22 protein-coding genes are annotated in these 24,005 nt (G+C 46.8%); 11 read left to right on the top strand and 11 right to left on the bottom strand.

Annotation, left to right across the window (positions count from 1 at the left end; genetic code table 11):
- Window positions 1–113 precede the first annotated feature (113 nt).
- From ubiA to ACBP46_RS11590, 3 genes are all read right to left on the bottom strand, one after another.
- A complete protein-coding gene (ubiA, locus tag ACBP46_RS11600) occupies window positions 114–1,040 on the bottom strand; it encodes a 4-hydroxybenzoate octaprenyltransferase (RefSeq protein WP_167661463.1) in 927 nt (308 codons plus the stop codon).
- 70 nt (window positions 1,041–1,110) lie between these two features.
- Entirely contained in the window at window positions 1,111–2,307 is a 1,197-nt protein-coding gene (locus tag ACBP46_RS11595; RefSeq protein WP_077734032.1) for an aminotransferase-like domain-containing protein, read from the bottom strand.
- A 130-nt stretch (window positions 2,308–2,437) separates the two neighbouring features.
- Window positions 2,438–3,466, bottom strand: a complete 1,029-nt coding sequence (locus tag ACBP46_RS11590) for an aromatic ring-hydroxylating dioxygenase subunit alpha (protein ID WP_371016882.1) — start codon at window positions 3,464–3,466, stop codon at window positions 2,438–2,440.
- Between the two features lie 108 nt (window positions 3,467–3,574).
- On the opposite strand from ACBP46_RS11590, the gene ACBP46_RS11585 reads away from it, so the two are divergent.
- Window positions 3,575–4,492, top strand: coding sequence for a LysR substrate-binding domain-containing protein (locus ACBP46_RS11585; RefSeq protein ID WP_371016881.1), 918 nt, complete (start codon window positions 3,575–3,577; stop codon window positions 4,490–4,492).
- Between the two features lie 116 nt (window positions 4,493–4,608).
- Here ACBP46_RS11585 and ACBP46_RS11580 read toward each other — a convergent pair whose 3' ends face one another.
- Both ACBP46_RS11580 and ACBP46_RS11575 read right to left on the bottom strand, forming a co-directional pair.
- Entirely contained in the window at window positions 4,609–5,475 is an 867-nt protein-coding gene (locus ACBP46_RS11580) for an NAD(P)-dependent oxidoreductase (RefSeq protein ID WP_371016880.1), read from the bottom strand.
- A 257-nt stretch (window positions 5,476–5,732) separates the two neighbouring features.
- On the bottom strand, window positions 5,733–6,923 hold the full coding sequence (locus tag ACBP46_RS11575; RefSeq protein ID WP_371016879.1) for an amino acid aminotransferase: 1,191 nt from the start codon (window positions 6,921–6,923) through the stop codon (window positions 5,733–5,735).
- A gap of 486 nt (window positions 6,924–7,409) precedes the next feature.
- On the opposite strand from ACBP46_RS11575, the gene ACBP46_RS11570 reads away from it, so the two are divergent.
- The 4 genes from ACBP46_RS11570 to ACBP46_RS11555 are packed head-to-tail and all read left to right on the top strand — an operon-like array spanning window position 7,410 to window position 10,905.
- Window positions 7,410–8,540, top strand: a complete 1,131-nt coding sequence (locus tag ACBP46_RS11570) for an MlaE family ABC transporter permease (RefSeq protein ID WP_371016878.1) — start codon at window positions 7,410–7,412, stop codon at window positions 8,538–8,540.
- 3 nt (window positions 8,541–8,543) lie between these two features.
- Window positions 8,544–9,395 (top strand): ABC transporter ATP-binding protein, encoded by an 852-nt coding sequence (locus ACBP46_RS11565; RefSeq protein ID WP_371016877.1) that lies wholly within the window; start codon window positions 8,544–8,546, stop codon window positions 9,393–9,395.
- Window positions 9,395–10,312, top strand: a complete 918-nt coding sequence (locus ACBP46_RS11560) for an MlaD family protein (RefSeq protein WP_371016876.1) — start codon at window positions 9,395–9,397, stop codon at window positions 10,310–10,312. The genes ACBP46_RS11565 and ACBP46_RS11560 overlap by 1 nt, the downstream gene beginning before the upstream one ends.
- A complete protein-coding gene (locus ACBP46_RS11555; RefSeq protein ID WP_371016875.1) occupies window positions 10,309–10,905 on the top strand; it encodes an ABC-type transport auxiliary lipoprotein family protein in 597 nt (198 codons plus the stop codon). The genes ACBP46_RS11560 and ACBP46_RS11555 overlap by 4 nt, the downstream gene beginning before the upstream one ends.
- Here the strand turns inward: ACBP46_RS11555 and ACBP46_RS11550 are convergent.
- On the bottom strand, window positions 10,897–11,400 hold the full coding sequence (locus ACBP46_RS11550) for a flavin reductase family protein (protein ID WP_371016874.1): 504 nt from the start codon (window positions 11,398–11,400) through the stop codon (window positions 10,897–10,899). The genes ACBP46_RS11555 and ACBP46_RS11550 overlap by 9 nt on opposite strands.
- Before the next feature lie 49 nt (window positions 11,401–11,449).
- A complete protein-coding gene (locus ACBP46_RS11545; RefSeq protein ID WP_371016873.1) occupies window positions 11,450–12,535 on the bottom strand; it encodes an LLM class flavin-dependent oxidoreductase in 1,086 nt (361 codons plus the stop codon).
- A gap of 228 nt (window positions 12,536–12,763) precedes the next feature.
- Between ACBP46_RS11545 and ACBP46_RS11540 the strand changes: the two genes are divergently transcribed.
- Window positions 12,764–13,726 carry an AraC family transcriptional regulator gene (locus tag ACBP46_RS11540; RefSeq protein ID WP_371016872.1) on the top strand — a complete coding sequence of 321 codons (963 nt, stop codon included), beginning with the start codon at window positions 12,764–12,766 and terminating at the stop codon, window positions 13,724–13,726.
- A 61-nt stretch (window positions 13,727–13,787) separates the two neighbouring features.
- On the top strand, window positions 13,788–15,248 hold the full coding sequence (locus tag ACBP46_RS11535) for a TolC family protein (protein ID WP_371016871.1): 1,461 nt from the start codon (window positions 13,788–13,790) through the stop codon (window positions 15,246–15,248).
- Here the strand turns inward: ACBP46_RS11535 and ACBP46_RS11530 are convergent.
- The 3 genes from ACBP46_RS11530 to ACBP46_RS11520 are packed head-to-tail and all read right to left on the bottom strand — an operon-like array spanning window position 15,237 to window position 18,274.
- Window positions 15,237–16,940, bottom strand: coding sequence for an FUSC family protein (locus ACBP46_RS11530; protein WP_371016870.1), 1,704 nt, complete (start codon window positions 16,938–16,940; stop codon window positions 15,237–15,239). The genes ACBP46_RS11535 and ACBP46_RS11530 overlap by 12 nt on opposite strands.
- The gene (mdtN, locus tag ACBP46_RS11525; RefSeq protein ID WP_371016869.1) at window positions 16,933–18,009 is read right to left on the bottom strand and encodes a multidrug transporter subunit MdtN; all 1,077 of its coding nucleotides are present in this window, start codon (window positions 18,007–18,009) and stop codon (window positions 16,933–16,935) included. Before mdtN ends, ACBP46_RS11530 begins: the two co-directional genes overlap by 8 nt.
- 10 nt (window positions 18,010–18,019) lie before the next feature.
- Entirely contained in the window at window positions 18,020–18,274 is a 255-nt protein-coding gene (locus ACBP46_RS11520) for a YtcA family lipoprotein (protein WP_371016868.1), read from the bottom strand.
- Window positions 18,275–18,462: 188 nt separating this feature from the next.
- Here ACBP46_RS11520 and dctP point away from each other — a divergent pair, with 188 nt between their 5' ends.
- From dctP to ACBP46_RS11505, 3 genes are all read left to right on the top strand, one after another.
- The gene (gene dctP / locus ACBP46_RS11515; RefSeq protein ID WP_371016867.1) at window positions 18,463–19,431 is read left to right on the top strand and encodes a TRAP transporter substrate-binding protein DctP; all 969 of its coding nucleotides are present in this window, start codon (window positions 18,463–18,465) and stop codon (window positions 19,429–19,431) included.
- 88 nt (window positions 19,432–19,519) lie between these two features.
- Window positions 19,520–20,023 carry a TRAP transporter small permease gene (locus ACBP46_RS11510; protein ID WP_371016866.1) on the top strand — a complete coding sequence of 168 codons (504 nt, stop codon included), beginning with the start codon at window positions 19,520–19,522 and terminating at the stop codon, window positions 20,021–20,023.
- Window positions 20,024–20,025: 2 nt separating this feature from the next.
- The gene (locus tag ACBP46_RS11505; protein ID WP_371016865.1) at window positions 20,026–21,345 is read left to right on the top strand and encodes a TRAP transporter large permease; all 1,320 of its coding nucleotides are present in this window, start codon (window positions 20,026–20,028) and stop codon (window positions 21,343–21,345) included.
- 54 nt (window positions 21,346–21,399) lie between these two features.
- Here ACBP46_RS11505 and ACBP46_RS11500 read toward each other — a convergent pair whose 3' ends face one another.
- On the bottom strand, window positions 21,400–22,833 hold the full coding sequence (locus ACBP46_RS11500; protein WP_371016864.1) for a DEAD/DEAH box helicase: 1,434 nt from the start codon (window positions 22,831–22,833) through the stop codon (window positions 21,400–21,402).
- A 397-nt stretch (window positions 22,834–23,230) separates the two neighbouring features.
- On the opposite strand from ACBP46_RS11500, the gene ACBP46_RS11495 reads away from it, so the two are divergent.
- The gene (locus ACBP46_RS11495) at window positions 23,231–23,998 is read left to right on the top strand and encodes an SDR family oxidoreductase (protein ID WP_371016863.1); all 768 of its coding nucleotides are present in this window, start codon (window positions 23,231–23,233) and stop codon (window positions 23,996–23,998) included.
- Window positions 23,999–24,005 lie beyond the last annotated feature (7 nt).

The following is a 24,005-nucleotide window of genomic DNA, read 5'->3' as shown; positions in this document are numbered from 1 at the left end:
TTATGACGCTTAGAGTGTAAGCGGAAAATCTAACTCTTATGTCACAGCTAAAACAGTAAAACTGGCGCTATTTTACACGTCTATGCGTTTGCGCCTACTTTTAAAGCCAAGTTTTACAGTAATGTGCCACCTAAAGCGGCAACAACCAATAAAACCCCTACTGTCATGTTGGCTCTGAATAAAGGCAACCCCAGTTCGCGCCTTTGAGGATCGAATTGCTTAATTTGCCATGCTAAATGCATGCCAATGGCCGCCATGACCACAAAGTAGGCCCAGCTCATGCCCATGGCGTATCCCGCCCAAAGCCAGAGCACCATCGTGACAGCATAAAAGCCCCCTAGCCATTGCTTGCCTTGGTCACCAAAGCGGATGGCGGCAGACTTTAACCCGAGTTTGAGGTCGTCTTCCATGTCGATATAACCGTAAATGGCATCGTAAGCAATCTGCCACGTGACCGCCCCTAACCACATGGCAATAGCAGCCAAAGGCAAGGCATTTTGTGTGTCTGACCATGCCATTAACATACCCCAATTAAACGCAATGCCTAGTACGGCTTGGGGCCAGTGCGTAAAGCGTTTACATAAGGGATACACCACGATAAACGGCACCAACAGCAAGGCTAACCAACGACTGAATTCATTTATAGCCAGTAATAGCAATGCGCCAATCATGAGCTGCACAAAGACGAAGATCAATGCATTACGTAAGCTAAGTTGCCCGCTGGTCAAGGGTCTAAAACGGGTGCGCTCGACCTGATGATCAAAATCACGATCAAAAATATCGTTAAAGCAGCAGCCGACGCCTCGCATTAACAAGGCACCAAATGAAAAAATCAACAAGCGCCAGACATCAGGCCACCCCCCTGCTGCTTGGATAAGCGCAGCAATACAGGGCAGCAGGGTCAGCCATGTACCCACAGGACGATCTAAACGGCACAAACGGGCATACGGCCCCCACGAATCAGGTAAATACCGAGCGACCCAATCGTCGGGGCGCATATCAGTCAAATCTGGCCGTGTGGTGGATGAGGTATGTTGCATAAGAAAGGATTACGTAAAGACAAACAGCCGTGACACGCACGGCTGTAGAAGTTGAGTTAACGCATCGTCATTACATTTGTTCGCGAATGAGCTTGCCTAAGATAGCAATGCCTTCGCGAATGCGGTCTTCGGTGACCGTCACAAAGCTAAGACGGAAAGTGTTCGCTTTTGCATCGCTTGTTGCGTAAAAAGGCTCGCCAGGCACAAAGGCAACATTGCGCTCGATGGCTTTACTGAGTAGGTCTTGGGCGTCCATGTGTTTTGGCAAAGTCACCCACAAGAACATACCGCCCTCGGGTCGTGTCCACTCGACCTCGGCTGGGAAATACTCTTGCATGGCATCAAGCATGTAATGACACTGACGCATGTAGAGATCGCGCACCATAGGCAGATGCTTTTCGAGGAAGTTGTCTTTAATGGCTTCGTAAATAGCCATTTGGGTAATGGTAGATGAGTGTAAGTCTGTTGCTTGTTTGATTTGGATGAGCTTATCGATAATGGCCGGCGGTGCTACGATATAACCTAAGCGTAGGCCGGGAGCCAATACTTTAGAAAAAGTACCCAAATGGATAACCGTAGCACCGGCTTTACGGCCTAAGTGCAATAAGCTGGGTTGCGGGCTACCTTCGTAACGTAATTCGCCGTAGGGATCGTCTTCGACCACAGGAATATGGGCGGCGGCACAACGCTCGACCAGATCTTGGCGACGCTCATTGCTAAGTGTGCGCCCTGTTGGGTTTTGGAAGTTGGGTAAGGCATAAATAAAGCGTGCGCCTTCGGCTTTAGCAGAGGAAACCTCGGCAGGAATTAAGCCGCCCTCGTCAGTATCAATGGGAACGTAGGTGGGCTCGTACATGGAAAACGACTGCAATGCACCCAAATAAGAAGGAGACTCGACTAAGACCTTGCTGCCAGGATCAATAAAAAGTTTGCCTAGCATGTCGAGGGCTTGTTGAGAGCCTGAAACGATAAGCACTTCATTGGGACTGATGGTGACATCGGCCGAGCTTTTTTGACGGGCTACCCATTCACGTAAGGGTCCGTAGCCCTCGGTAGGGCCGTACTGTAGGCCCACTTTCCCTTGTTTTTCCAAGACCACATCAAACGCCTGACGCAACTCTGCCACAGGGAAGCCATCGGCTGAGGGCAAACCACCCGCAAAAGAAATAATTTCTGGTCGAGTAGTGACCTTTAGGATTTCTCGGATAGCCGAACTAGTAAGCTGATTAGCGCGATTGGAAAAAGTAAAAGGGGTATGAGAATCCATGATATGACGATGACCCTGATAAAAAGAGTAATTACAGCAATAGATAGCAACGATATGCTCTAGATTACAGTATTACGCGCTTAGCGTGAATAGCCAAACACCATTAGGCAGTATTTAGCTACTTTAGGGCCTAGGCTTCGTTTGCTGTCTTTTCCACCGCAATTTTGGCGCTCATGCGACGTCTAAACAACAAAGACCCCTTGTCAGCAGCCAAGTGCAATTTAGTCCCATGCTCGTCCATGCCGATTTGCACAGCTTCTAGGATCTCTTTGTCTTCATTAAAAGCAGCCCGTACATCTTCATTAAAAATATGTGAGATGGCGTCGTCATTTGGACTGAAATTGCGCAGCTGGAACCAGAAATAGCGCGTGGTTTTTTCATCAATAGGGGTTAGGAAGTTATAGGAATCCATTAAAAACACATCTGGGTGCAATTCTCCCTCGTCACTTCCTGTACCAGCAGGGGTAAAAATCGCCCGAATCACCGCGTGCGCGGGGTAGCGCATTTCATACTGCTGCTTACGGTCGCAATTGCCACTGAATTTCACGAATTTTTTATAGAATGGTGAGACTTCAATATCGCGTAGCCAGCGCCACACGGTAATACCGTTATCGGCCTCGGTGACCTCAAGCGGGACACCAACTAGCTCGTTGCTACCAAAAGAGCTTTGGTGTACCCATGTCACATGAGACGGATCCAATAAATTATCAGTGATATAAAGGTAGTTACAAGCCACCTCCATCGCATCGCCACGGTTTACCCCCCAATTGGGGTCGTCCCACTCTTTAATTTCAATCACACCGGCAGGGTCTGCCAAGGCACTATCCCCCATCCATACCCAAACCAGACCATATTTTTCTACTGCAGGGTACTGGCGCACTACGGCTGACATAGGAATGTGTTTGGTACCAGGGGCGTCTACACAAGCACCTGAGCAGTCAAAACGTAAACCGTGATAGCCACACTCTAAGGTGTCATCAATAACGCGCCCTTTAGACAGCGGCAAACGACGGTGGGGACAGGAGTCTTCCAACGCGACCACACTGCCATCTAGCTTGCGATACAGCACCACGTTTTGGTTAATCATTTTTACTGCAAAAGGACTACGGCTGATGTCAGCAGAAAGAGCTGCTACATACCAAGCGTTTTCTAAGAACATGAGACTCTCTACCGAAAAAAAATAGAATACATCTATAATAAAACAAGGTTAGCTGGCATAAGATTGTTTTTCATTAAGTTTTTCTAAACTATTTAGACGAGGCAGCCAATGAGTGCTTTACCACCGCTACGCGCTCTGCAAATTTTTGAAACCGTCGGGCATAGCCAAAATATTCAAGACGCCGCTAAACGCTTAGGTATTAGTACAGGCGCAGTCAGCCAACAACTTCAGTTACTTGAAAGTGAGCTTAATGCAGCCCTCTTTTTTAAAGAAGGTCGGCGTTTACGACTTACCGCGGCAGGCTTAGACTACCATCAACGTTGCTCTGAAGCCTTCGAGCTATTACGTGAAGCCCAAACCCAACTGTACTTAGATCAGCAAGACAGAACACTGCATATTAGTGCCCTGCCCTCTTTTTTAAATGAGTGGTTAATTCCACGCATTCACCCATGGCAGCAGCAACAAGAGTCTTTGGTTAATATGCACTTCCAAGGCTCTCACTACGAACCCGATTATGCCAACGAGCGTATTGATTTTCGTTTTACGTATGCACAATCGGTACCACAAAACTTGCATGCCCTAGAGCTATTCACCGATAAGGTGCTGCCAGTGTGTCACCCACAACTATTACAGCGCTTTACCGTATCGCAGCCCAAAGACTTACAACAAATACCCTTGATTACCGTAGACTGGCAGCCTCGTTTTAGTTCACCCCCGTCTTGGTCCGACTGGTTTGCTACCTATGCACCCTCTGTAGCCCCCAATACGCCACCAGCTTGGCAAAGCTTTAGTCTGTCGCACCAAGCATTGCATGCGGTGCGTCAAGGTCTAGGGATGATGTTAGCCCAGCACTCCTATGTGCGGGCTGAGCTTGAGTCTGGTCAACTGTGTTCTCCGTTTGAGGAGATGAGCTTAGAGTTGGACTGGCCCTATGTGATGACTTGGCAACCTCATGTGTTTAATAAAGCCCAAGCACGTGATTTTCACCGTTTTGTGGTGGGGCAAGTGAAGCGTTTAGACGCTTAGCCCCATGTTTAGTGCTTGTAACACTCAACAACACATCTAGATTTTTCAACAGCATACTTTTAAGCCCAGTTTTTAGTATGGGCTTAAAAAGCCTAGCTGTGGTTTAAGCTAACGATTTACTTCGATTTCAAACGTAAATCGACCACTTGATTAACGGCTTGAGCAAGAGGAGCATCGCTCAAATCGTTTACGGGCAGGTGGCCCATTTTTTCTTGCACATCCGCAATTTTATCAGCTAGGGCACCAGTAAAGCCTAACTCATCATAGGTAGCAGCGACCTCTCGCATCTCAGCGGCACGACGTAAGCCATGATGCAGGGTGCGTTCAAACATGTAGTTCACATTTTTGGGCCACCCTAAGCCAGGGAAAGTATCAGCCAAAGAGCCTATTACGCGCTCAAAGCACCCTGTAGCAGAGGCCGCTAAAGCTGTCTCGACGGTTAAGGCTTCTAAGCCTTTAACAAACATGGAGCGCACCATTTTAATGGCGGTGGCCTCACCAGGTTGATCTCCTACTACTTCAAATTGAAAGCCTAACTGCTCCAAAGTAGGAGCAATAGCATGGGCCTGTGCCCCAGCAAGCAATACTGGCGTAGCATGTCCTCGGGGGTGTACAGGAGCCATCACTGCCATATCCAAATACTGGGCACCTTTTTCAGCCACTAGCGCAGCCGTTTTTTGTTTACGGCCTGGTGATACAGAGTTGATGTCTATAAATAGCTGCTCTGGCTGCAAAGCACTTAAAGCATGCTCTGCGGCCTTATAGCTTTGGTCAGCCGTCACAGCACTGATAATCCAATCCGCGCCTTTTACTGCTTGTGCTACATCAGTCTCAAAGGCTAAACCACGCTGTGTTGCCGCCTGACGCATTTCATCATCGTGACGCACATCATACGCAGCAATAAAGCCCTTAAAGTTTTGCTGCACTAAACTATCCGTAAAGGCCCGTGCGGCCTCGCCAAACCCAATATATGAAATATTCATGTGTACTCTCTTAGACCATGAGCAAAAGATGAGCCTGTTATGTAGTGATGCCCTACGAGTTAAGCCCTGCTCATTCCAATGAACCAAGAACGCATTGCGTTACCAAGGTAATTTTAGAGCCTAATGATGGCTCTTTGGTTTTATAAATAAAAAACCAGTTTGTAGACATAGGCCGATTTATCGTCCCCACCTACAAACTGGTGTAATCCAGCAACCGTATTACGTTAGTAAATGTGTAATGCACAAACCAGCTGGCGCTAAACGACGGCAGCAATAGCCGTTGCGTAATACTCTACATTTTTTTTCGTCAACCCCGGCACACTAATGCGCCCGGAATCCAGCATATACACCCCAAACTCTTCACGTAGACGCAAAATTTGCTCTAGGCTAAGACCGGTATAACTAAACATACCTTGTTGCTTAATCATGTAGTCGGCATCGTAATGAGGGGCCAAGCGGGCTAGATGTTGATGAACAGCCTGACGCATAGCATGAATGCGGGTGCGCATCGCGTCTACATCGTTAACCCAGCTTTGGAATAGCTCGGGGTCTGATAACACTAAAGCAATGGCTGCTGCCCCATGAATGGGGGGGTTGGAATAGTTTTTACGCACCCAAGAGTTAAGCTTGCCAATCGTAAGCTCGGCCTCGGTTTTATCTTTGCAGACTATAGACAAACCACCACAGCGTTCTGCGTAATAGGAAAAGTTTTTAGAAAAAGAATTAGCGACTAAAAAGTGCACGCCAGCATCGGCCATAGCACGCACCGCATAAGCGTCTTCATCTAAGCCCTGACCAAACCCTTGATAAGCCATATCTATGAAAGGAATGAGCTTGTGGGATTTAATTAATACAATGAGCTCTTGCCATTGCTGTGGCGATAGATCGGCCCCAGTTGGGTTATGACAGCAAGGGTGTAACAACACAAAACTGTGCTCGGGCAACTGGCTTAGGTCGGCTAGCATCCCTTCGAAATCTACAGCCTGGGTGGTAGCATCGAAATAGCGATATTTGTTCGTTTTGATACCACAGCCGCCAAAAATTGAATGGTGATTATCCCAAGCTGGGTCACTAATCCACATTTGGCTGTCTGGGTAGGCCTCGTGCAGCAAGTCTCCGCCCACTTTCAGCGCACCAGTACCCCCCAAGGTTTGGATAGTGGCAATACGCTGGCTTTGGTAGGCCTCGTGCTTGGCACCAAACACCAGTTTTTGTATGGCGGTGCGATACGACTCAAGACCTTCCATAGGTGTATATACACGCGGCTGTTTTTGCGCTGCCCAACGTTGCTCTGCAATTTGGGTACACGCCAATAACGGCACACTGCCATCGTCTTCAAAGTACAACCCAATAGTTAGGTTGACTTTATTTTCACGTTGATCTGCCTGATATTGAGCAGCAATACGGAAAATAGGATCGCCAGCATAAGGGGCTACATGTTCAAACATGAGAATTCCTATCGAACAAAAAGAGAAAAACAAGACCAAAAGCGTACAAAACAGTTTAAACCCGCCGCTTTAAAAGCACAGGTCTTATCCATCCAGTGTAAACCCTAGTATCCCCCAGATAAAGCTAAATACACTATGTAGTAGCGCTAGACTTTTTGTTTTAAGTGCTTTGCATTATATCAACCCAAAAAGCCAAGTAATAAAACTAAAAACCTACCCATAGACCCTTTTTAGTCCGTTCACATCTACCACAATTAACGATTGTTTTAGTCTTTTTAAACGCGTTGCTTTCTGTCTTTAACATATATCTATTAAACTTTCGGGTTCAAAAACCTTAATTTAAAACACCTTCAAGGGCAACGAGGCCTATACAGCTAGAAGCAAAGCGTAATCAAGCTTGTGTTGCAGCATAGCTTCCTAGTACGTTAAATTTAATGCCTTAACGCAAATCGTTGTTTAACTCTTTTTAGGGTAGACTCTGGTTTCATGACCCAAACTAATACCACCTATTTACGTGATACAGACCATACCCTCTCTATAGAGGGTGAATGGGTATTACGCCATTACAGCGATTTACAGCAAGCCGTCCATCAGCATCAAGACCTTGCTGCCTCGGCACAGCAACTTGATTTCTCTCAATTGCAAACCATCGATACGGCAGGAGCAGGACAGCTATGTCGCTTACTCGGCGCTGAAAAGCTCATTGGGTTTTTAGATAATGCGGCTCACCTCTCCAACGAACGTAAAGCACTTTTACACACCGTAGCCAACGCAATGATCGAGGCTGGCCCGCCTCCAGACCAGAAAAAAACTTCAAGCCTAGCTCGATTTTTTGGCAATATCGGCGCAGCACTACAAAATTTTTGGAATAATGCCATCGAGTTGCTAGGGTTTATTGGCTTAACACTACAAAGTATGGCCCAAATCGCTTTACGCCCTTCTCAATGGCGTATTAATGCGTTAGTGCAACAGATCGAGGAAACAGGATTAAACGCGGTCCCTATTATTGCGTTATTAACCTTTTTGGTGGGGGCAGTGATTGCTTTTTTAGGCTCCACCATTTTGAAGGATTTCGGTGCCACCCTGTATACCGTTGATCTGGTAGGTTTTTCTTTTATGCGCGAATTCGCAGTGTTACTGACTGCTATTTTGATGGCAGGGCGCACCGCCAGTGCATTTACAGCACAACTAGGCTCCATGAAAGCCAATGAAGAAATTGATGCATTACGCGCTCAAGGCCTAGACCCGATCCAGATTTTGGTGATTCCCCGCGTGTTTGCCTTGCTGATCTCCTTGCCTCTACTGACATTTATAGGCATGGTGTCCGGTATTATCGGAGGAGCCCTTGTCTGTTATTGGGTGCTCAATATTTCACCCACCATGTTTTTTAGCCTCTTTCAAGAAGACCTGACCATTACTAATTTTTATGTTGGTATGGCTAAAGCGCCTTTATTTGCCTTTTTAATTGCGGTTATTGGGTGTTTGCAAGGGTTCAAGGTGTCTGGCAGTGCTCAGTCTGTGGGCGAACACACCACTGCAGCAGTAGTGCATTCTATTTTTATCGTCATTGTATTAGATGCTATTGCCGCCCTGTATTACATGGAAATGGGATGGTAAACAATGACTAACTCTCATCCAAACCAAACGACGCGTGACGCGCGCATTAAAGCCCAACAAGAACGCCAGCAAGGCGAGCCCATCATTCAAGTTCGCGATCTGGAAAATAGTTTTGGCAGCCATGTGGTACATGAGCATTTAAATCTGGATTTATACAGCGGCGAAATCGTCGGCGTAGTGGGTGGCTCAGGCACAGGAAAATCGGTGCTTTTGCGCTCTATTTTAGGTTTGCGCCCTCCTACTTCTGGTCAAGTTACAGTATTTGGTCAAAATCTGGCCCAGCTTAACTCCGACGAGCGCTCCTTAATTGAACGACGCTTTGGGGTCTTGTTTCAACAAGGTGCTCTGTTTTCTTCTCTTACTGTTATAGAAAACATTGCTGTGCCTTTAATTGAAATTATGAAAATGGATCGTGCTAGCGCTGAAGACTTGGCTCGCATAAAAATTGCGCTAGCTGGCTTACCTGCTTTAGCAGCGGATAAATATCCTTCGGAACTGTCTGGCGGCATGATTAAGCGTGCAGCATTAGCCCGTGCGTTAGCCCTAGACCCAGAAGTGCTTTTCTTAGATGAACCCACTGCAGGTCTAGACCCTATTGGAGCCAATGAGTTTGATGAATTAATTCTCACTCTCAGGGATGCTTTGGGTTTTACTGTATTTTTAGTTACGCACGATTTAGATACGCTCTACACTATCTGTGACCGAGTTGCCGTGCTTTCCCAAAAGCGCGTCATTATTAATGATCGTATTGAAGTGGTAGAGCACTTTGATGATCCGTGGGTCCAAGACTATTTTCAGGGCCCTCGAGGGCGTGCTGCCCAACAAGCTCAAACACGACGTCAGGAGAATTCGTAATGGAACCGCGCGCGCATCATATTCTGATTGGCGTTTTTACCCTTCTTATCGCTACTTGCGCTATTTTATTTTCCCTATGGTTAACCAAAGCAGGCAGCGAAAATAAAACCAAAGACTATGTGATTGTCTTTACTGAAGCTGTACGCGGTTTAAGCCGTGGTAGTGCAGTACAGTTCAATGGCATACGTATCGGCGAGGTCACTAAACTTAGCTTAGATCCTAACGATATACGTCGTGTTTTAGTGGACGTTAGCATCCAAGAAAGCATTCCTATCAAAGAGGACACCAAGGCCCGTTTAGCACTGACGGGCATTACTGGCACATCTGTGATTGAGCTACAAGCCGGTTCACCTGGCAGCCAACCGCTTGAGCCCACCGATACCCAACCTGCTATTATTTATGCCACCCCTTCGCCTATAGCAAGCCTGATGGCGGGCGGAGAAGAGCTAATGACTAACATCTCAGAGCTCTTAATCAATGCCAATGCGTTTTTATCGTCAGATAATGCCAAACGTATCACCTCTAGCTTGGCAGAGCTCGACAGCCTATTGCAGCATTTGGCTGAAGGCTCTAGTGATCTGCCCAGTTTGTTGGCTGAGCTCAAAAAAACCACCGTCGAAGCCGGTGCCATTATTACAGACACACGTAAACTGATTAATACGGATGGCCCCCAAGCGTTTGCCAAAGCCAACGAAGCCATTGATCAATTAGCACAAGCGGCACACCAAATTCAAGAGTTAGTACACTCAAACAGTGGTTCGATCACCCAAGGCTCCCAAGGCTTTGCGCAATTAGCACCTGCTATGACAGAGCTGCGTCAAACGCTTTTAAACATCAAACATATTACGCAAGAACTACAAAACAACCCCACTGAGTATCTTTTAGGTGGAGATAAACTACAGGAGTTTCAGCCATGATGCAGCGCTGGCGTCACTATTTACTAGGAGCCGCCTTGGCGGTGTTGGGTTTAACCACGGGATGCTCCATTTTGCCCAAATCCGAACCCCAAACTCGGTTTAATCTTCCTGCCGCCGCCTTAGACACTCACGTGCCACAGCAAAAGGGGGTTTTGTTTGTGGCGGTGCCTCAGGGTAACCGACTCATCAGCAGTAATTATGTTTTGATCCAACCTGAACATACAGAAATTCAGGTGTACAAGGGTACACTTTGGGCCGACACCGTACCGTCGTTATTACGGGAACGTTTAATTACTGCTTTTAGCGAAGCCCAATTATTTGATGCCATTAGTGGCGATGCGGCATTACGGTCTGATTTGACTCTTGAAACCTATGTACAACGTTTTCAGGTTCAGTTTGAGAATGATCAACCTATAGTTCATGTGCAGGCTGATGCCAAGCTCGTTGATAGCAACACCGCCTCTATAGTTCGTTCCCAGCGGTTTTACGTTACCCAGCCCGCCCAGAGCAAAGACGTGGTGCATCTGGTTGCGGCCTTTGGGCAGGCCACCGATCAGCTCAGCCTAGAGCTGATACAGTGGTTGTCACGGTAATGCGACAAACTGACCCTGCCAATACAATAAAGCGGGGTCAACGGTATCGGTTAGGTGTACGTGTTCCACCGCACCCAGCACGATTACATGGCTATGGCGCACAATAATTTCTGATACCTTACACACTAAAGCAGCGGGTGCCTGCGCCAAAAGCCAAACCCCATTGTGCTCGATCCAGTCCGCACCTTCGTAACGCTGCTCTGCATGTAAGCCGCCTATGCCAGCAAAACGCTCTGCTACGTCTTGCTGGCTGTGCTTTAAAATATTGACCCCAAAATAACCACTTTTTTCTATGAGCGGCCAAGCAGATACTCTTTGATTAATACAAACCAAAAGCTCGGCTGGGTCAATAGCCACAGAGGTAACGGAAGAAGCCGTTAGCCCCGAGCGCTGCCCTTGGTAAGACGCTGTAATAACACAAGGCGTGCCTGCTAAATGACGCATTGCTTTTTTATAATCGGTACTGCTTACCGCTAGTGGATGGGTAGAGCTCATAAACAACCTGTTGATCCATAAAGCCAGAGACTAACTCTAGCGCGTAAATTTAACGAATTCCCCGTGCTTTTAATAGGGGTAACACTTCATCTCTAAAATAAGGGAATTCGTTGACATAATCAAAAAACGACAACGTGGTGCCACGAAACCCCGCCTCATGCAAAGCACAAATTAAGTCAGCCACCTTTTCAGGTGTACCCACTAATGGAAAACCACCGTGCCCGACTGTCATGCGTTCTCGGATTTGAGCTAACAACTCATGCGGAAAAGAATGGGCATGTGCAAACTGCAAGTTCACTAAATTCTCTACCGCACCGGTATCTGCATTATCCAAGACATGCTGCCACTCTGCTTCAGCCTCAGCTTGAGTAGGTCTACAAATAACATGCGAAAAAGTCATCACATCGACCTGTCTGCCCACTGCCGCTGCTTGGGATTTGAGCTCGTGTACCTCTTTGCTAGAACGCTCTAGCTCCATGGCAGGCGTGAATAAAAAGTTAGCGTTACGGCTAGCAAACTCACGTCCCTGACCAGAGCCAGCCGCATTAAAAATAGGGGGATGAAAATCGGGACGCGGCGTACCATGCACCTGTTTAAGCTGAAAATGAGTACCAGGCCAATCAAAACGACCCTCATGATCCCATAACTTACGAATCACATCAAACCACTCTTGAGCATAGGCATAGCGCGTTTCATGATCATCAGGCAGAGTTAAGCCCAACGCATCATACTCCGGCTTATTCCAACCTGCCACAATATTTAACCCCACTCGGTTTTGACTCATTTGCGCTAGGGTCGCAATTTGCTTTGCTACCACTACGGGGTGATTAGCGACGGTATGAATCGTGGCAAATACATTTATTTTTTTAGTATGCGCTAATAATGCTGCGGCCCAGGTCATGGTTTCTAGTACATAACCATGAAAATCCGTTTCCCCTCGGTAGCCAACCCAACGCGCAATAGGCAACATAAAATCAATGCCAGCCTCATCTAGCATTTTTGCTAATGCCAAATTATTTTCCCATGTGGCCTGCCAGCGGTTAGGCAGCTGAGATACGGTCATACCGCCCCCACAATTAGAAGCAAAAGTGCCCAGCAAAAAGTGATCACTAGTTAATAGGCTATTGGGTTTCATGTCTGTCTCCTTTTGGTGTGATACATCTAACTGATGTGAATCACATTCTAGGTTTGGCTGTGTAAACCCGACTATCTCAATGCTGCTGTGCTATCTGAATCCTGCAGTTTTTTTTATCAGTGAAAACCAGAGTACAGCAGACGACTTAGACTGCTTTATGCTTAAATTTCATTAGCTCATAAATAATAAAAAAACGCTAATGCACTGACCCGTGTTTTTGGACTTGTTATGCAGCATTTACTTCAACAGTATGACCAGCTTCGCTCTACTGACTTAAACCAAGTACAGCAGCATATTGCGCATATTCTTTGTCCACACCAGCTACACCTCAACAACAATCAGAGCCTAAACACTGAATTGTATTATCGGGCCAGCTCTGGCTTAGGTTTTGGACGCTTGCGCTATGGTGCCCATGTTTCTATTACCCCCGAGCCATTACTTGGTTTTTATCTATTGCAGATTCCTATCCAAGGCTATGAACAAATTCAGCTTGGCAAACAGCGCTTTGAGTCTCACCAGCACTGTGCCTCAATGATTAATCCTAATGATGAGTTCAGCATGGAGCACAGCCAAGAAGCGAATAAACTGTTTATTCGTATTTGCAAGACCAGGCTAGAACAGTTTTATGTGCAACATTACCAACGTCCCTTGCGCGGTGAACTTCACTTTAGCGTCTTACATACTTTAGACACCCCTGCGGGACAAAGTATCTGGCATTTAATGCAATGGCTATTTCAAGAAAGCAGCCAAGGCTTATTATTTGATGAGCCCGCTAGTGCACAGCGCTTAGAAAATTTTTTCTTAGCACATTTACTTGATTTATGGGCTCATAACCAGTCCCCCGAGTCTCTGCACTCTACATGTATTACCCCTCATACCATCAAACAGGCCAAAGCATTTATTGATGAGCATCTTGACCAGCCCTTAACGGTGCAACGCATTGCTAATACCGTAGGAATCAGCACTCGTTCGCTCTATGCGGGCTTTAAGGAATACGTAGGATATAGTCCCATGCAATTTGTAAAGCAGCGCCGTCTAGAACTAGCACGCTCTTTGCTTGCCCAAGCAGACCCCACGCAGCAAACTGTTACTCAATTAGCCCTACAATGCGGATTTACCCATTTGGGACTATTTGCTCGCGATTATCAGCAACGGTATGGTGAGCGCCCTTCAGCGACATTATTAAGATAAAATGCCACCTGGCTGTGCTTTTGCATTTTTAATGAGCCGCTCTTATCCAAAGGCGTTACGAATGAGTCCAAAACTTTTTTTTATGGTCGGTGTCAGCATACTTGCTGGCTGCACTCACTTAGATTCAGCCCACTCGGTTAAACGCGCCTCATTTGAAACACCTAAACCCGCAATCACACAACCCCCACAACCGCAATTTGCACATATTCGCCCCATCGAAGCCATTGATACCCAACACGAGTATCAATTGGCGGAACTGATTCATCTGGCTCAACTGCATAACCCAGCTACCCGTATTGCTTGGCAAGAAGCAGAACAAGCTGCCTTGGCTGCTGGGATGGTGAAAGCCACCTACTTGCCTAGCATTACAGCCAGCGTGATTGCTGGCAGACAATCCTTTCATAATCAGCACAATATTGAGCTAGCGCATTTATTAGATAAAGAAATACGATCAAAAAACACCGCTCATGGCGTGGTGCCAGCTCTTACCCTTTCATGGCTTTTATTTGATTTTGGTCGTCGAGACGCCGCACACAAAGCCGCGGTAGAGCTTAGTGCAGCGCAATACGCTAAATTTACGACGGCACATCAACTGATTATTTTTAACGTCACACGTACCTATTTTGAATACGATGCGGCACGCCAAAAAACCCGTCTAGCTCACGAACACTTTACTCAGTCTAAAACCCTAGTACAGGCCGCTCAGGCACGTTTTAACTCCGGTGTAGGCACCCGTATCGATATCGCTCAAGCCCAACAACTACAGGCTCAAGCCCGTTTACTGTGGGTACAAAAACAAGGGGCTGAACGCGACAGTTACAACGCTCTTTTAGGCGCTATGGGCTTGCCACCCAATACCTCACTTCAAGTTCAAAGCAGTGCAAAGCGCACGCTACCTGCATTAAAGCAACTACCGTCTGCTGACGATCTACAGGCAGCCTTGGCTTACCGCCCTGATTTAATGGCGGCGGATGCCGTCGCGCGTGCAGCAGAACAAGGTGTTGAGCTAGTTAAAGCGGATTACCGCCCTGCGGTAGGATTATTGGCCGTAGCAGCAACCGGCAGTGCATCCTTAAATTTTAATAATGCGCTGCAAACTAGCCCTACGGTTAAAGGCAATGCGGTATTTTTAGGAATGACTGTACCGCTCTATGATGGTGGCTTACGCCGTCAGCGCCTTTACGATGCGCAGTCTAAAGCTCAAGCAGCTCGAGATATATTCGAACAAACTCAACACGCGGCTTGGCGAGAAATTCATATTGCAGCTAATGCGTTACGCACAGCGCTCGAAGCCTATGAGGCCTCACAAGAGTTGTTGGCAGCAGCACAAATCACTCATACAGCAGCGCAAGAATCCTACGAGGTGGGTTTAACCAGTATGATGTTAGCCACTGAAACCTCGAATGCGTTGCTTGATGCTGCGCAAGCCCATGCCACAGCCCATGCCGCAGCGTTAATTGCTTCGTCTAATTTAGCGTTTATGATGGGCCAGATTGAAGCCACTGATGTGTTAACTCAATAGGTGTTGCTGTACGTATTGCCACTGTGCACGTTGCGCCTGAATTTGTTCAGGTGTAGCACGAATGGTTTTGGGCTCTAAGTGTGCTAGATCCAACTCATAACGCGCAGAATCAAGCGCTTTGGCGGCATTGGCGGCGTAGAAGGTCGCGGCAGTCAAGGTCGTGGCCTGCTCCTGCTGATGCAATGCGTCTTTTGCTTGGTTTAAGTGTTTTTGAGCAAATGGCATTATGCTGTTTGGCCACAAGTACGTAAAAAAGCCATACATCATTATATTTCCCACCAAAATTCCGATGATACGGTCCCGTGCCATATCCATATCTACACTAGGCCCATTCGCACCCAAATTAATTAATAAAAAAGCAAATGCAATTTGTAAGCCTGCATACGAAATACGCTCTGAGCCCAACACAACCCAAGCCGCAAGCAAACACACCAAAAACACAGCCAACATGAGTGAAGCGATGGACGTCATATGAGGAATAAACACATACCAATACACGATCGTGATGGCTACGCCAATTAAACACCCAATAATACGTAAAAGCATTTTATGTAAGGTTTCACCCGTGTTGCTTAACCCCACGATATAGCAAGTAATAAGCGCTGTATGAATCCCATCCCATTGCGCTGCGCTGTAAAACAAATAACAAAGTAATGCCGCTAAGCTGGTTTGCAACGCAATGCGCACATAGGCGGGATTAGTAAACGCATCCGCTACAAAAAAAGAGGACTTTTCTTTAGGGATGGTTTCGGTGGCTTGGGTTTCACTTAGACGCTGCAACAGGGTACGTATGATGGTGAGCTGAGGCGATGCCAACTGTGCTGCCTTGGGTAAGTCTAATTGATGTGGGCGTTGTTTATGGCGTAACTGTTGGGCAGCCTGACTACAGGCTTGCGCTAAACGCTCGGTGTTGACGGTGGTTTCTGCATGCGCTTGTGACCAACGGCAAGCGGCTAACAATACGCCATAGCTATGGATCACAGCGTGCGCATACCAAGGTTGCCAAAACCGTGGCGCTAAATGAAATACCCTCAGCCATCGCACGCGTTTTTGCTGTTGTTCTATGCCAGAAAGTAAATTTTCTTGCGCCTGTTCAGCATGCACACCTGAACGCTGCAACACCGCAGCGGCTAAGTCTAAACGCGTCGCCATTTCTTGCAGTAATAAGGTACGCGGATTGCGACCAATAGTTAGCGAGGCAAAAAGAAGCAAACCCATGGGCATTGCCACCATTAACCACGCATACAACACAGCACGGGTGGCTAACTCGCCGATAGGAATATAAGAGAGTAAAGTCAGAACAAAGGCAATAACCAAAGCAATAATGCCGCCTAAGGGCCCTAAAGCACTGCTTACCCCTAAAAACATAAACACTATTGAGCTACTTAAAAGCCAAATCATCCGCGCCACAGGCGAATCAATAGTGATCTGAATTAACCCAATCAACGCGACTACAATTAGGCTGACAAATACCAATAATGCCACTGCCATAAGCGATGATTCGGCCGCATCGGACTTCATCACAAAAAAGAGCACATAACAACTGATGGCAGCCTCGGGAATGCCGTATGTCATAGAGACGGCTGTGCTAAACATGCACAGCAAGGCAATGCGCCACGTTTGTGCCCATCTTCCATCGTAAGGCTGCAAATCACCCCATACCCGCTGCCAAAGCGTCTCTGATTTACTCACATTGTGTTCCATCATGAATAATGGTGGTGGCCGACACCCCTTTACGTATATAAGGCTCGAGCTCTGGTGTCATCTGTAACTTGATCCGTACCGGAAAACGTTGCGCCACACGTACCCAGTTCATGGACTTTTGTACATAGGGGACTTGGCGGGGCAACTCAATCATATCGGTAGCGCTAACGCCCCACCCAATGCTTTCTACTTTGCCCTGAATACGCACATGGGGATTGCTCATGACATACACATCAGCACACTGACCTGGCTGTATAAACGGCAAGGTGCTTTCTCTGTACATCGCGGCAGCGTACCAACGCTCGGTACTTAACAAGGTAAACACACTCATTTCTGGCAATAAATGCTCGCCAACCATCATGTTGAGCCCCACTACTCGACCTGAATGTGGCGCATACAACCGAGTGTCTCGTAACGCCCGCTCTGCCATGGCTAAACCGGCTTTACGCATCTCTACCATGGCTAGCTCTGCATCGGTATTGTCTACCAGCGCTTCTGCGGCATCGGCTTGCTCTAGGGCTTGGCGCAATGAAATCTCGGCATCACGACGTACCGTTGTGGCTTCGTCTAGTTGCTGTTTGGGCACATAACCTTTAGGAGCTAAAGCGGCTAAACGAGCTTGGGTTTGTTTAGCCAGCGATAAATTTTCACGCGCGCGATCTATTTGTTCGTTGGTAATGGTGGCATTGTGCGATTGTGCCAAAACCACACGCTGCTTAGAATCAAGTAAAGCTTCTGCTAGGGCTAACTCGGCTTTGGCCTGTTCTACCCGTAACTCGTACAGTTCGGGATCTAAGGTCAATAGTAACTGCCCTTTTTCTACATACTGCCCTTCTTCAACCAATAGTTCTTTAATATGTCCAGGTACAGAGCTGACAATTTGCACCCCTTCAGTATTAATGGAGGCGTCTTCTGACTTGGGATTGTGGTGCGTTTTTTGCCAATTTACATAGGCTAGAACCGCAGCAATGCTAAGCACCACCACAACAAGCCCTATTGCTATGATTTTTTTGCTTTTGCTGGACTCGGGAGATTGAGTTAAATCAGTATTGGTCATGGTGGTTTAGTTAGGGTACAAAAAAAAGTAATAACGCAGCCAAGCAAAAAACTACCATCAGGCCAATATAAAGCACCGGCTTATAGCGTAGGGCATCATCCACGCCCAATCGTATCAATAAACCTCGCACCAACAAGGTCAACACCACAGAGGCAAGCGCAAATACCAGCCAAGCAGGAAAGTAGGCCCCGCCTATGCTAAATGATGGAGCGCGCTGGCATCCGACTAATAAAAAAGCCAGTCCAGCCACCAAAAAAACAGTCATAAAACAGATCCGTCCCGAAAAGAGACCTCATTATAGTCGTGCATCCACTTATCAGTTCATAGCAAATTCTCTCTCTGCACTGACCTCGTACAAACCCTATGCAGAAAAATTATTAGTCAAAAGGTAATATATTTAAAACTAAATATATTACCTTTCATGGTTATACCTGTACGACATTAGGATGGGACATGCTCAAACAAACCTCTAAACGACTCTTAGGCTTGGCATTGTGTTTTTGCGCTTGGGGCGCTAATGCTGAACAAGCCACACTCAAAGCGGTATCCGCGTTTGGAAAAGACACGTTTTTCAACGAACGCTTTGAGCAATTCGTAGAAAAAGTGAACGAGGAAGGCAAGGGTCTTTTACAGATCCAAGTTATAGGTGGCCCAGAAGCCATACCTACCTTCGAGGTGGGCAATGCCGTGCGATCTGGCGTGGTTGATTTTGCCAATACCAGTGCCGTGTTTCACGCGAATCTCGTACCAGAAGCCTTAGCCATGACACTAACCGACCGCCGTATGGATGAGCTCCGCGCCAATGGTGGATACGACCTAATGAATCAGATTCATACGGACAAATCCAATATGATCTGGCTGGCTCGGGTTACAGACGGGTTGCAGTATCATCTGTACGTCAACAAGCCCATCGACAACGCAGACTTAAAAGGCTTCAAAATCCGCAGCACCCCCGTTTATTTGGCTTTATTACGCAATTTGGGTGCCACTGCACTACAAATCTCCCCTGGTGAGACCTACACGGCATTAGAGCGTGGTGTAGTAGATGGTTATGGCTGGCCCTCCGTAGGCTTATTAGACCTTGGCTGGCAAGAAAAAACCAAATACCGCGTAGAGCCCGGTTTTTACAATGTAGAAGTCAGTTTCTTCATCAATAAAAACAGTTGGGAGAAACTCAATGACGAGCAAAAAGCTTTTCTACAAAAACAAGTGGAATGGGTAGAGTCCCTAAATCAGCCTGAACTAGAACGCGGTGAAAAAGAGAAAAAGCGCCAAGAAGACGCAGGCATTGAAGTGATTACTCTTTCTGATTCAGCAGCCACCGATCTGCTGAATAAAGCCTATGCCGCCGGTTGGGAAAATATCCATAAAGTTAGCCCAAACAATGCCGCCGATATAGAAAAATTGTTTGGCCGTGACTAAAGCGTTTAGCACTCCAAACCACCTTAAAGGCATCTTCCACGTCGCAGATGCCTTTTAATTTTTTATTTCCCACCCCAAAGGACAAAGTATGTCGACCTCTGTGCCTCGAGCTACGGGCCCTTATCACATCATGATGTGGTGTTGCGGGGCTTTCTCCGCTATCACTTTTGGCCTCATGAGTGTATTGGTAACCTTAGACGTGCTCTTACGTAACCTAAATATTGACCTTATCCCTGCCAGTGTAGAAATCACAGAATATATGCTGATGATAGCCACTTTTATTGCGGCACCGTGGTTACTTTACCAAGGCGGTCACATTCGTATTGATGTGGTTGTCAATGTATTGCCACGCTCACTTCAGCGTCTATTGGGCTTACTTAGCAATGCATTGGGCTTTTTTGTTTGCGGTGTATTGGCATGGCAATCGTGGACTGTTTTACAAGATTCTCACCATCAAGGCAGTGTGGTGTTTAAAGAACTCATCTTTCCAGAATGGTGGTTAAGTTTGCCACTTTTGATTGGCTCTGCCCTATTAACACTAGAGTTCTTACGCCGCCTTTTCAATGATTTTTCTCGCAACGAGGTCGCCTAATTATGGAATGGCAATCTGCACTTTTATTGATGCTCGGAGCCCTGTTCTTTTTTATGGCGGTGGGCACGCCCGTAGTTTTTGCTTTTTTAGCGGTTAATTTAATCGGTGCTTGGATTTTTTTAGGACAGGAAGCGGGTTTAGCCCAATGGGTCCGTAATACCACCTCGTCTGTAACCAGTTTTGCTCTAACGCCTATTCCCTTATTTGTTTTAATGGGAGAGGTGTTGTTTCATACAGGACTAGCATTTAAGGCAATTAATGCCATTGAGCGTTTAATCTCACGTGTACCTGGCAAGCTATCTATTGTAAGCATCTTAGGTGGCACAACTTTTGCCACCTTATCCGGCTCATCTATTGCTAATACTGCCATGATGGGCGGTGTAATGATGCCTGAAATGCAGCGGCGCGGGTATCACCCTACCATGTCCATGGGTCCCATTATGGCTGTAGGTGGTATTGCTATGCTCATTCCGCCCTCCGCATTAGCGGTAATGCTAGGCAGCTTAGCGGGTATTTCCATTGAGCGACTACTCATTGGAGGCATCTTACCCGGTCTATTGATGGCGATCGGTTTTTTAGGTTATGTCGTTATTCGTAGCCGTCTTCGCCCCCAAGATGCGCCATCCACGGCCGAAGACGAAACCCTGGTTCAAGGCTGGGAAAAATGGAAGCCTTTTTTCTCTGATGTGGTGCCATTGTTAGGGATTTTTATTGCTGTGGTCGGCTCCATGTTGGCTGGCTGGGCCTCCCCTACCGAGTCCGCCGCCATTGGTGTCACGGCTTCAGTTATTGCTACTTGTTTTTATCGTGCGCTTACGTGGAAAGCGCTGTGGACTAGCCTAATTGAAACAGCCAAAGTGTCAGTAGTTATTTTATTTATCTTAGCGGCTTCCACCACATTTGCTCAGCTTCTTAGCTTCTCTGGTGCTAGCGCCGGCTTTTTAGGCCTAGTCAAAAGTATGGGGCTAAACCCAGCGGTTTTAGTAATTAGTATGCTTTTAATCTTGCTAGTGCTGGGTATGGTATTAGATCAAGTGAGCATGATGATGATTGCATTACCTTTTTTCATGCCATTGGCTCATGCCGCAGGGGTGGAGCCCGTCTGGCTTGGTGTCATGATACTTATTGCTTTAGAGATTGGGCTATTAACCCCGCCTTTTGGCTTGCTACTAATAGTGATGCAAAGTGTAGCGCCTAGCTCAATACGATTACCGCAAATCTATCGTGCTGCTGTTCCATTTTTGGTTATTGAGATCATCGTACTGGTTTTGGTTTTCTCTATACCTTGGCTAGCCCTTGGTCTACCTAATTTAATCCGCTAACACACATAAAAAAAGCCTCGTTGATTAACGAGGCCTTTTGATTTTTAACGGAATTTAGTGCGCTGCAGCACGGCTGGCACTACGGCCACCTGAACGCGATTTTCCAGAAAAATTACCTGGGCGACCAGTAGGACGTGCAGACGGTTTAGCACTGCGATCGCCACGACGTGGTTTACGGCTGTCTTGATCTCCACGACCAGCAGCATGACCTTCGCCAGCACGCACAGGACGACTAGGACGGGTGTCTCTAGACTCGCCATCACCGAATTTCTTTGGTGCGCCGTTATTAAATGCGGGGCGACGACGACCACCGCCATTACCTTTACGTGCTTTATAGGTAGGACGAGCTACACGTGTAGGCTCTAAACCAGGAATTGTTTCCACAGGAATAGGCTGCCCAATAAAGTGCTCGATGCGACGCACTTTGTGACGCTCAGAAACATTTGCTAAGGTAAACGCTAAGCCGTCTTTACCGGCACGACCAGTACGACCAATACGGTGAGTGTAGTCTTCGGCTTGCATTGGCAAATCGAAGTTAATCGCATGACTAATACCCTGTACATCAATACCACGCGCTGCAACGTCAGTTGCTACTAACACACGTAAACGACCTTTTTGTAGCATGCTTAGTGTGCGAGTACGCTGGCGTTGGTTCATATCACCATGCAATGCCCCGGCAGCAAAGCCTTCATCGGCTAAATGCTCAGCCAAATCATCTGCACCACGCTTTGTCGCTGTAAATACAATGGCTTGATCCAAATTGGAGTCGCGCAACAAGTGGTCAAGCAAGCGCATTTTATGATCAGCGTTATCTGCATAAAGCAATGCTTGGGTAATATTGGCGTGTTTTTCACGATGGCCCGATACCTCGATAGATAAGGGGTTGTTCATCATTTGGCTAGCCAAATCGGCCACCGTGCCATCCAATGTGGCGGAGAACAATAAGGTCTGACGGTCAGAAGGAGTACGCGCCACAATGCTTTCGATGTCTTCAATAAAACCCATGTCAAGCATACGGTCTGCTTCATCCAATACCAATGTATGAACGGTGTTTAATTTAACGCGTTTGGCCTGAATGTGATCCATTAAACGGCCTGGAGTGGCTACCAAAACATCCACTCGACGTGATAAGGCTTTAAGTTGGGCACCGTAAGGCATACCACCTACCACCACAGCAACACGTAAATCGCGACAGTGAGCAGCATAGCTTTTAGCGGCTTCACCAACCTGCATAGCAAGCTCGCGTGTAGGCGCTAAAACCAACACAGACACCCCACGTTGTTTAGGTGGATTTGCCAAAATTTTATTTAAGGCAGGCAACATAAACGCTGCCGTTTTACCACTTCCTGTTTGCGCTGAAACCATTAAATCATGGCCTTCAAGGGCTTTAGGAATAGAGGATGACTGAACAGAGGTAGGCTCGGAAAAACCGGCTTTTTGCAAAGCGGATAATAAAGGAGCAGCCAAACCTAGGGTTTCAAAAGACATAACATACCTTTGCTGTACGCACAGCAAGAGACACGTCTAGAGCTAAAAAAGCACTATGACGATAGATTAATTGGAAAGCATCGGGCCGACCAATCAACCTAATCATAAGGCAATGTTGATGCCGCAGGCTTGGGGGTCAGAAAACGCGATGACAAGACAGCAAATTTTTTGCTGCAAAGGTGAGTATATAGAGCTTGACCATAAAATTAGGCCAAGCCATACATTAACGCATAAAAAAAAGGATTTAGCAAGCCATTTCAAAGCCAGTGCCTGATCACACTCTCACTCTGTTGCTTCTTTTTCCCAACGAATAAGTCTAAACCCTAGTTGCAGCAACCCAAAAATAAAAATAATCTTTCACTTGAAATTATTTTCCAATTCGATACGAATTCCAAAAATGTCTCTTTCACACCTACCTGATCCAAACTACCCTTCCCTAAATGACCGTATTGTCGTTTTAACAGGGGCCTCCGGCGGTATTGGTCAAGCCTTAGCCAAAAAATTCACTGCCAACGGAGCCAAGCTCGCCCTTTGGGATTCCAACTCAGAGGCTTTAAACCCTCTTCAAGAACTCTATCCCTCGGCTTTGCTTTATGCGGGAGACTTAACACAAGAAAACTGTGTACGCGCCGCAACCGAGCAAACGCTACAACATTTTGGACGCATAGATGTTTTAGTGCATGCCGTTGGAATTCTTGGCCCCTATTCACCAGTAGCAACCTACGATACGACTCAATTTCAACGTGTTTTCGATATTAATATGCACAGTACATTTTTATGCAATAAATATGTACTGCAACCCATGCTACGTCAAAAGTACGGCCGTATTATCAACATTTCATCTATAGCTGGTAAAGAAGGCAATGCAGAAATGAGTGCCTATTCTGCCTCCAAGGCAGCGGTTATTGGTTTTACTAAATCATTAGGCAAAGAGGTAGCCAAGGACAACGTTTTAGTGAACTGCATCACTCCAGCCGTCATTGCCAGTCCTTTAAATGACCAACTCACACCCGAGGAATTAAAGCTCATCGTATCGAAAATTCCGATGGGTCGAGTAGGCCAAAGTCATGAAGTCGCCGACTTAGTGCTTTGGCTAGCCTCAGAAAACTGTTCATTTTCTGCCGGGGCCTGCTTTGACCTCTCGGGTGGTCGCGCTACCTACTAAAAAATAA

Origin of the sequence: Paenalcaligenes hominis (assembly GCF_041359055.1) — a bacterium.
GTDB lineage: Bacteria > Pseudomonadota > Gammaproteobacteria > Burkholderiales > Burkholderiaceae_B > Paenalcaligenes > Paenalcaligenes hominis_A.
The sequence above is the reverse complement of the archived record's forward strand: the minus strand, read 5'-3'. Positions and strand labels throughout refer to the sequence as shown.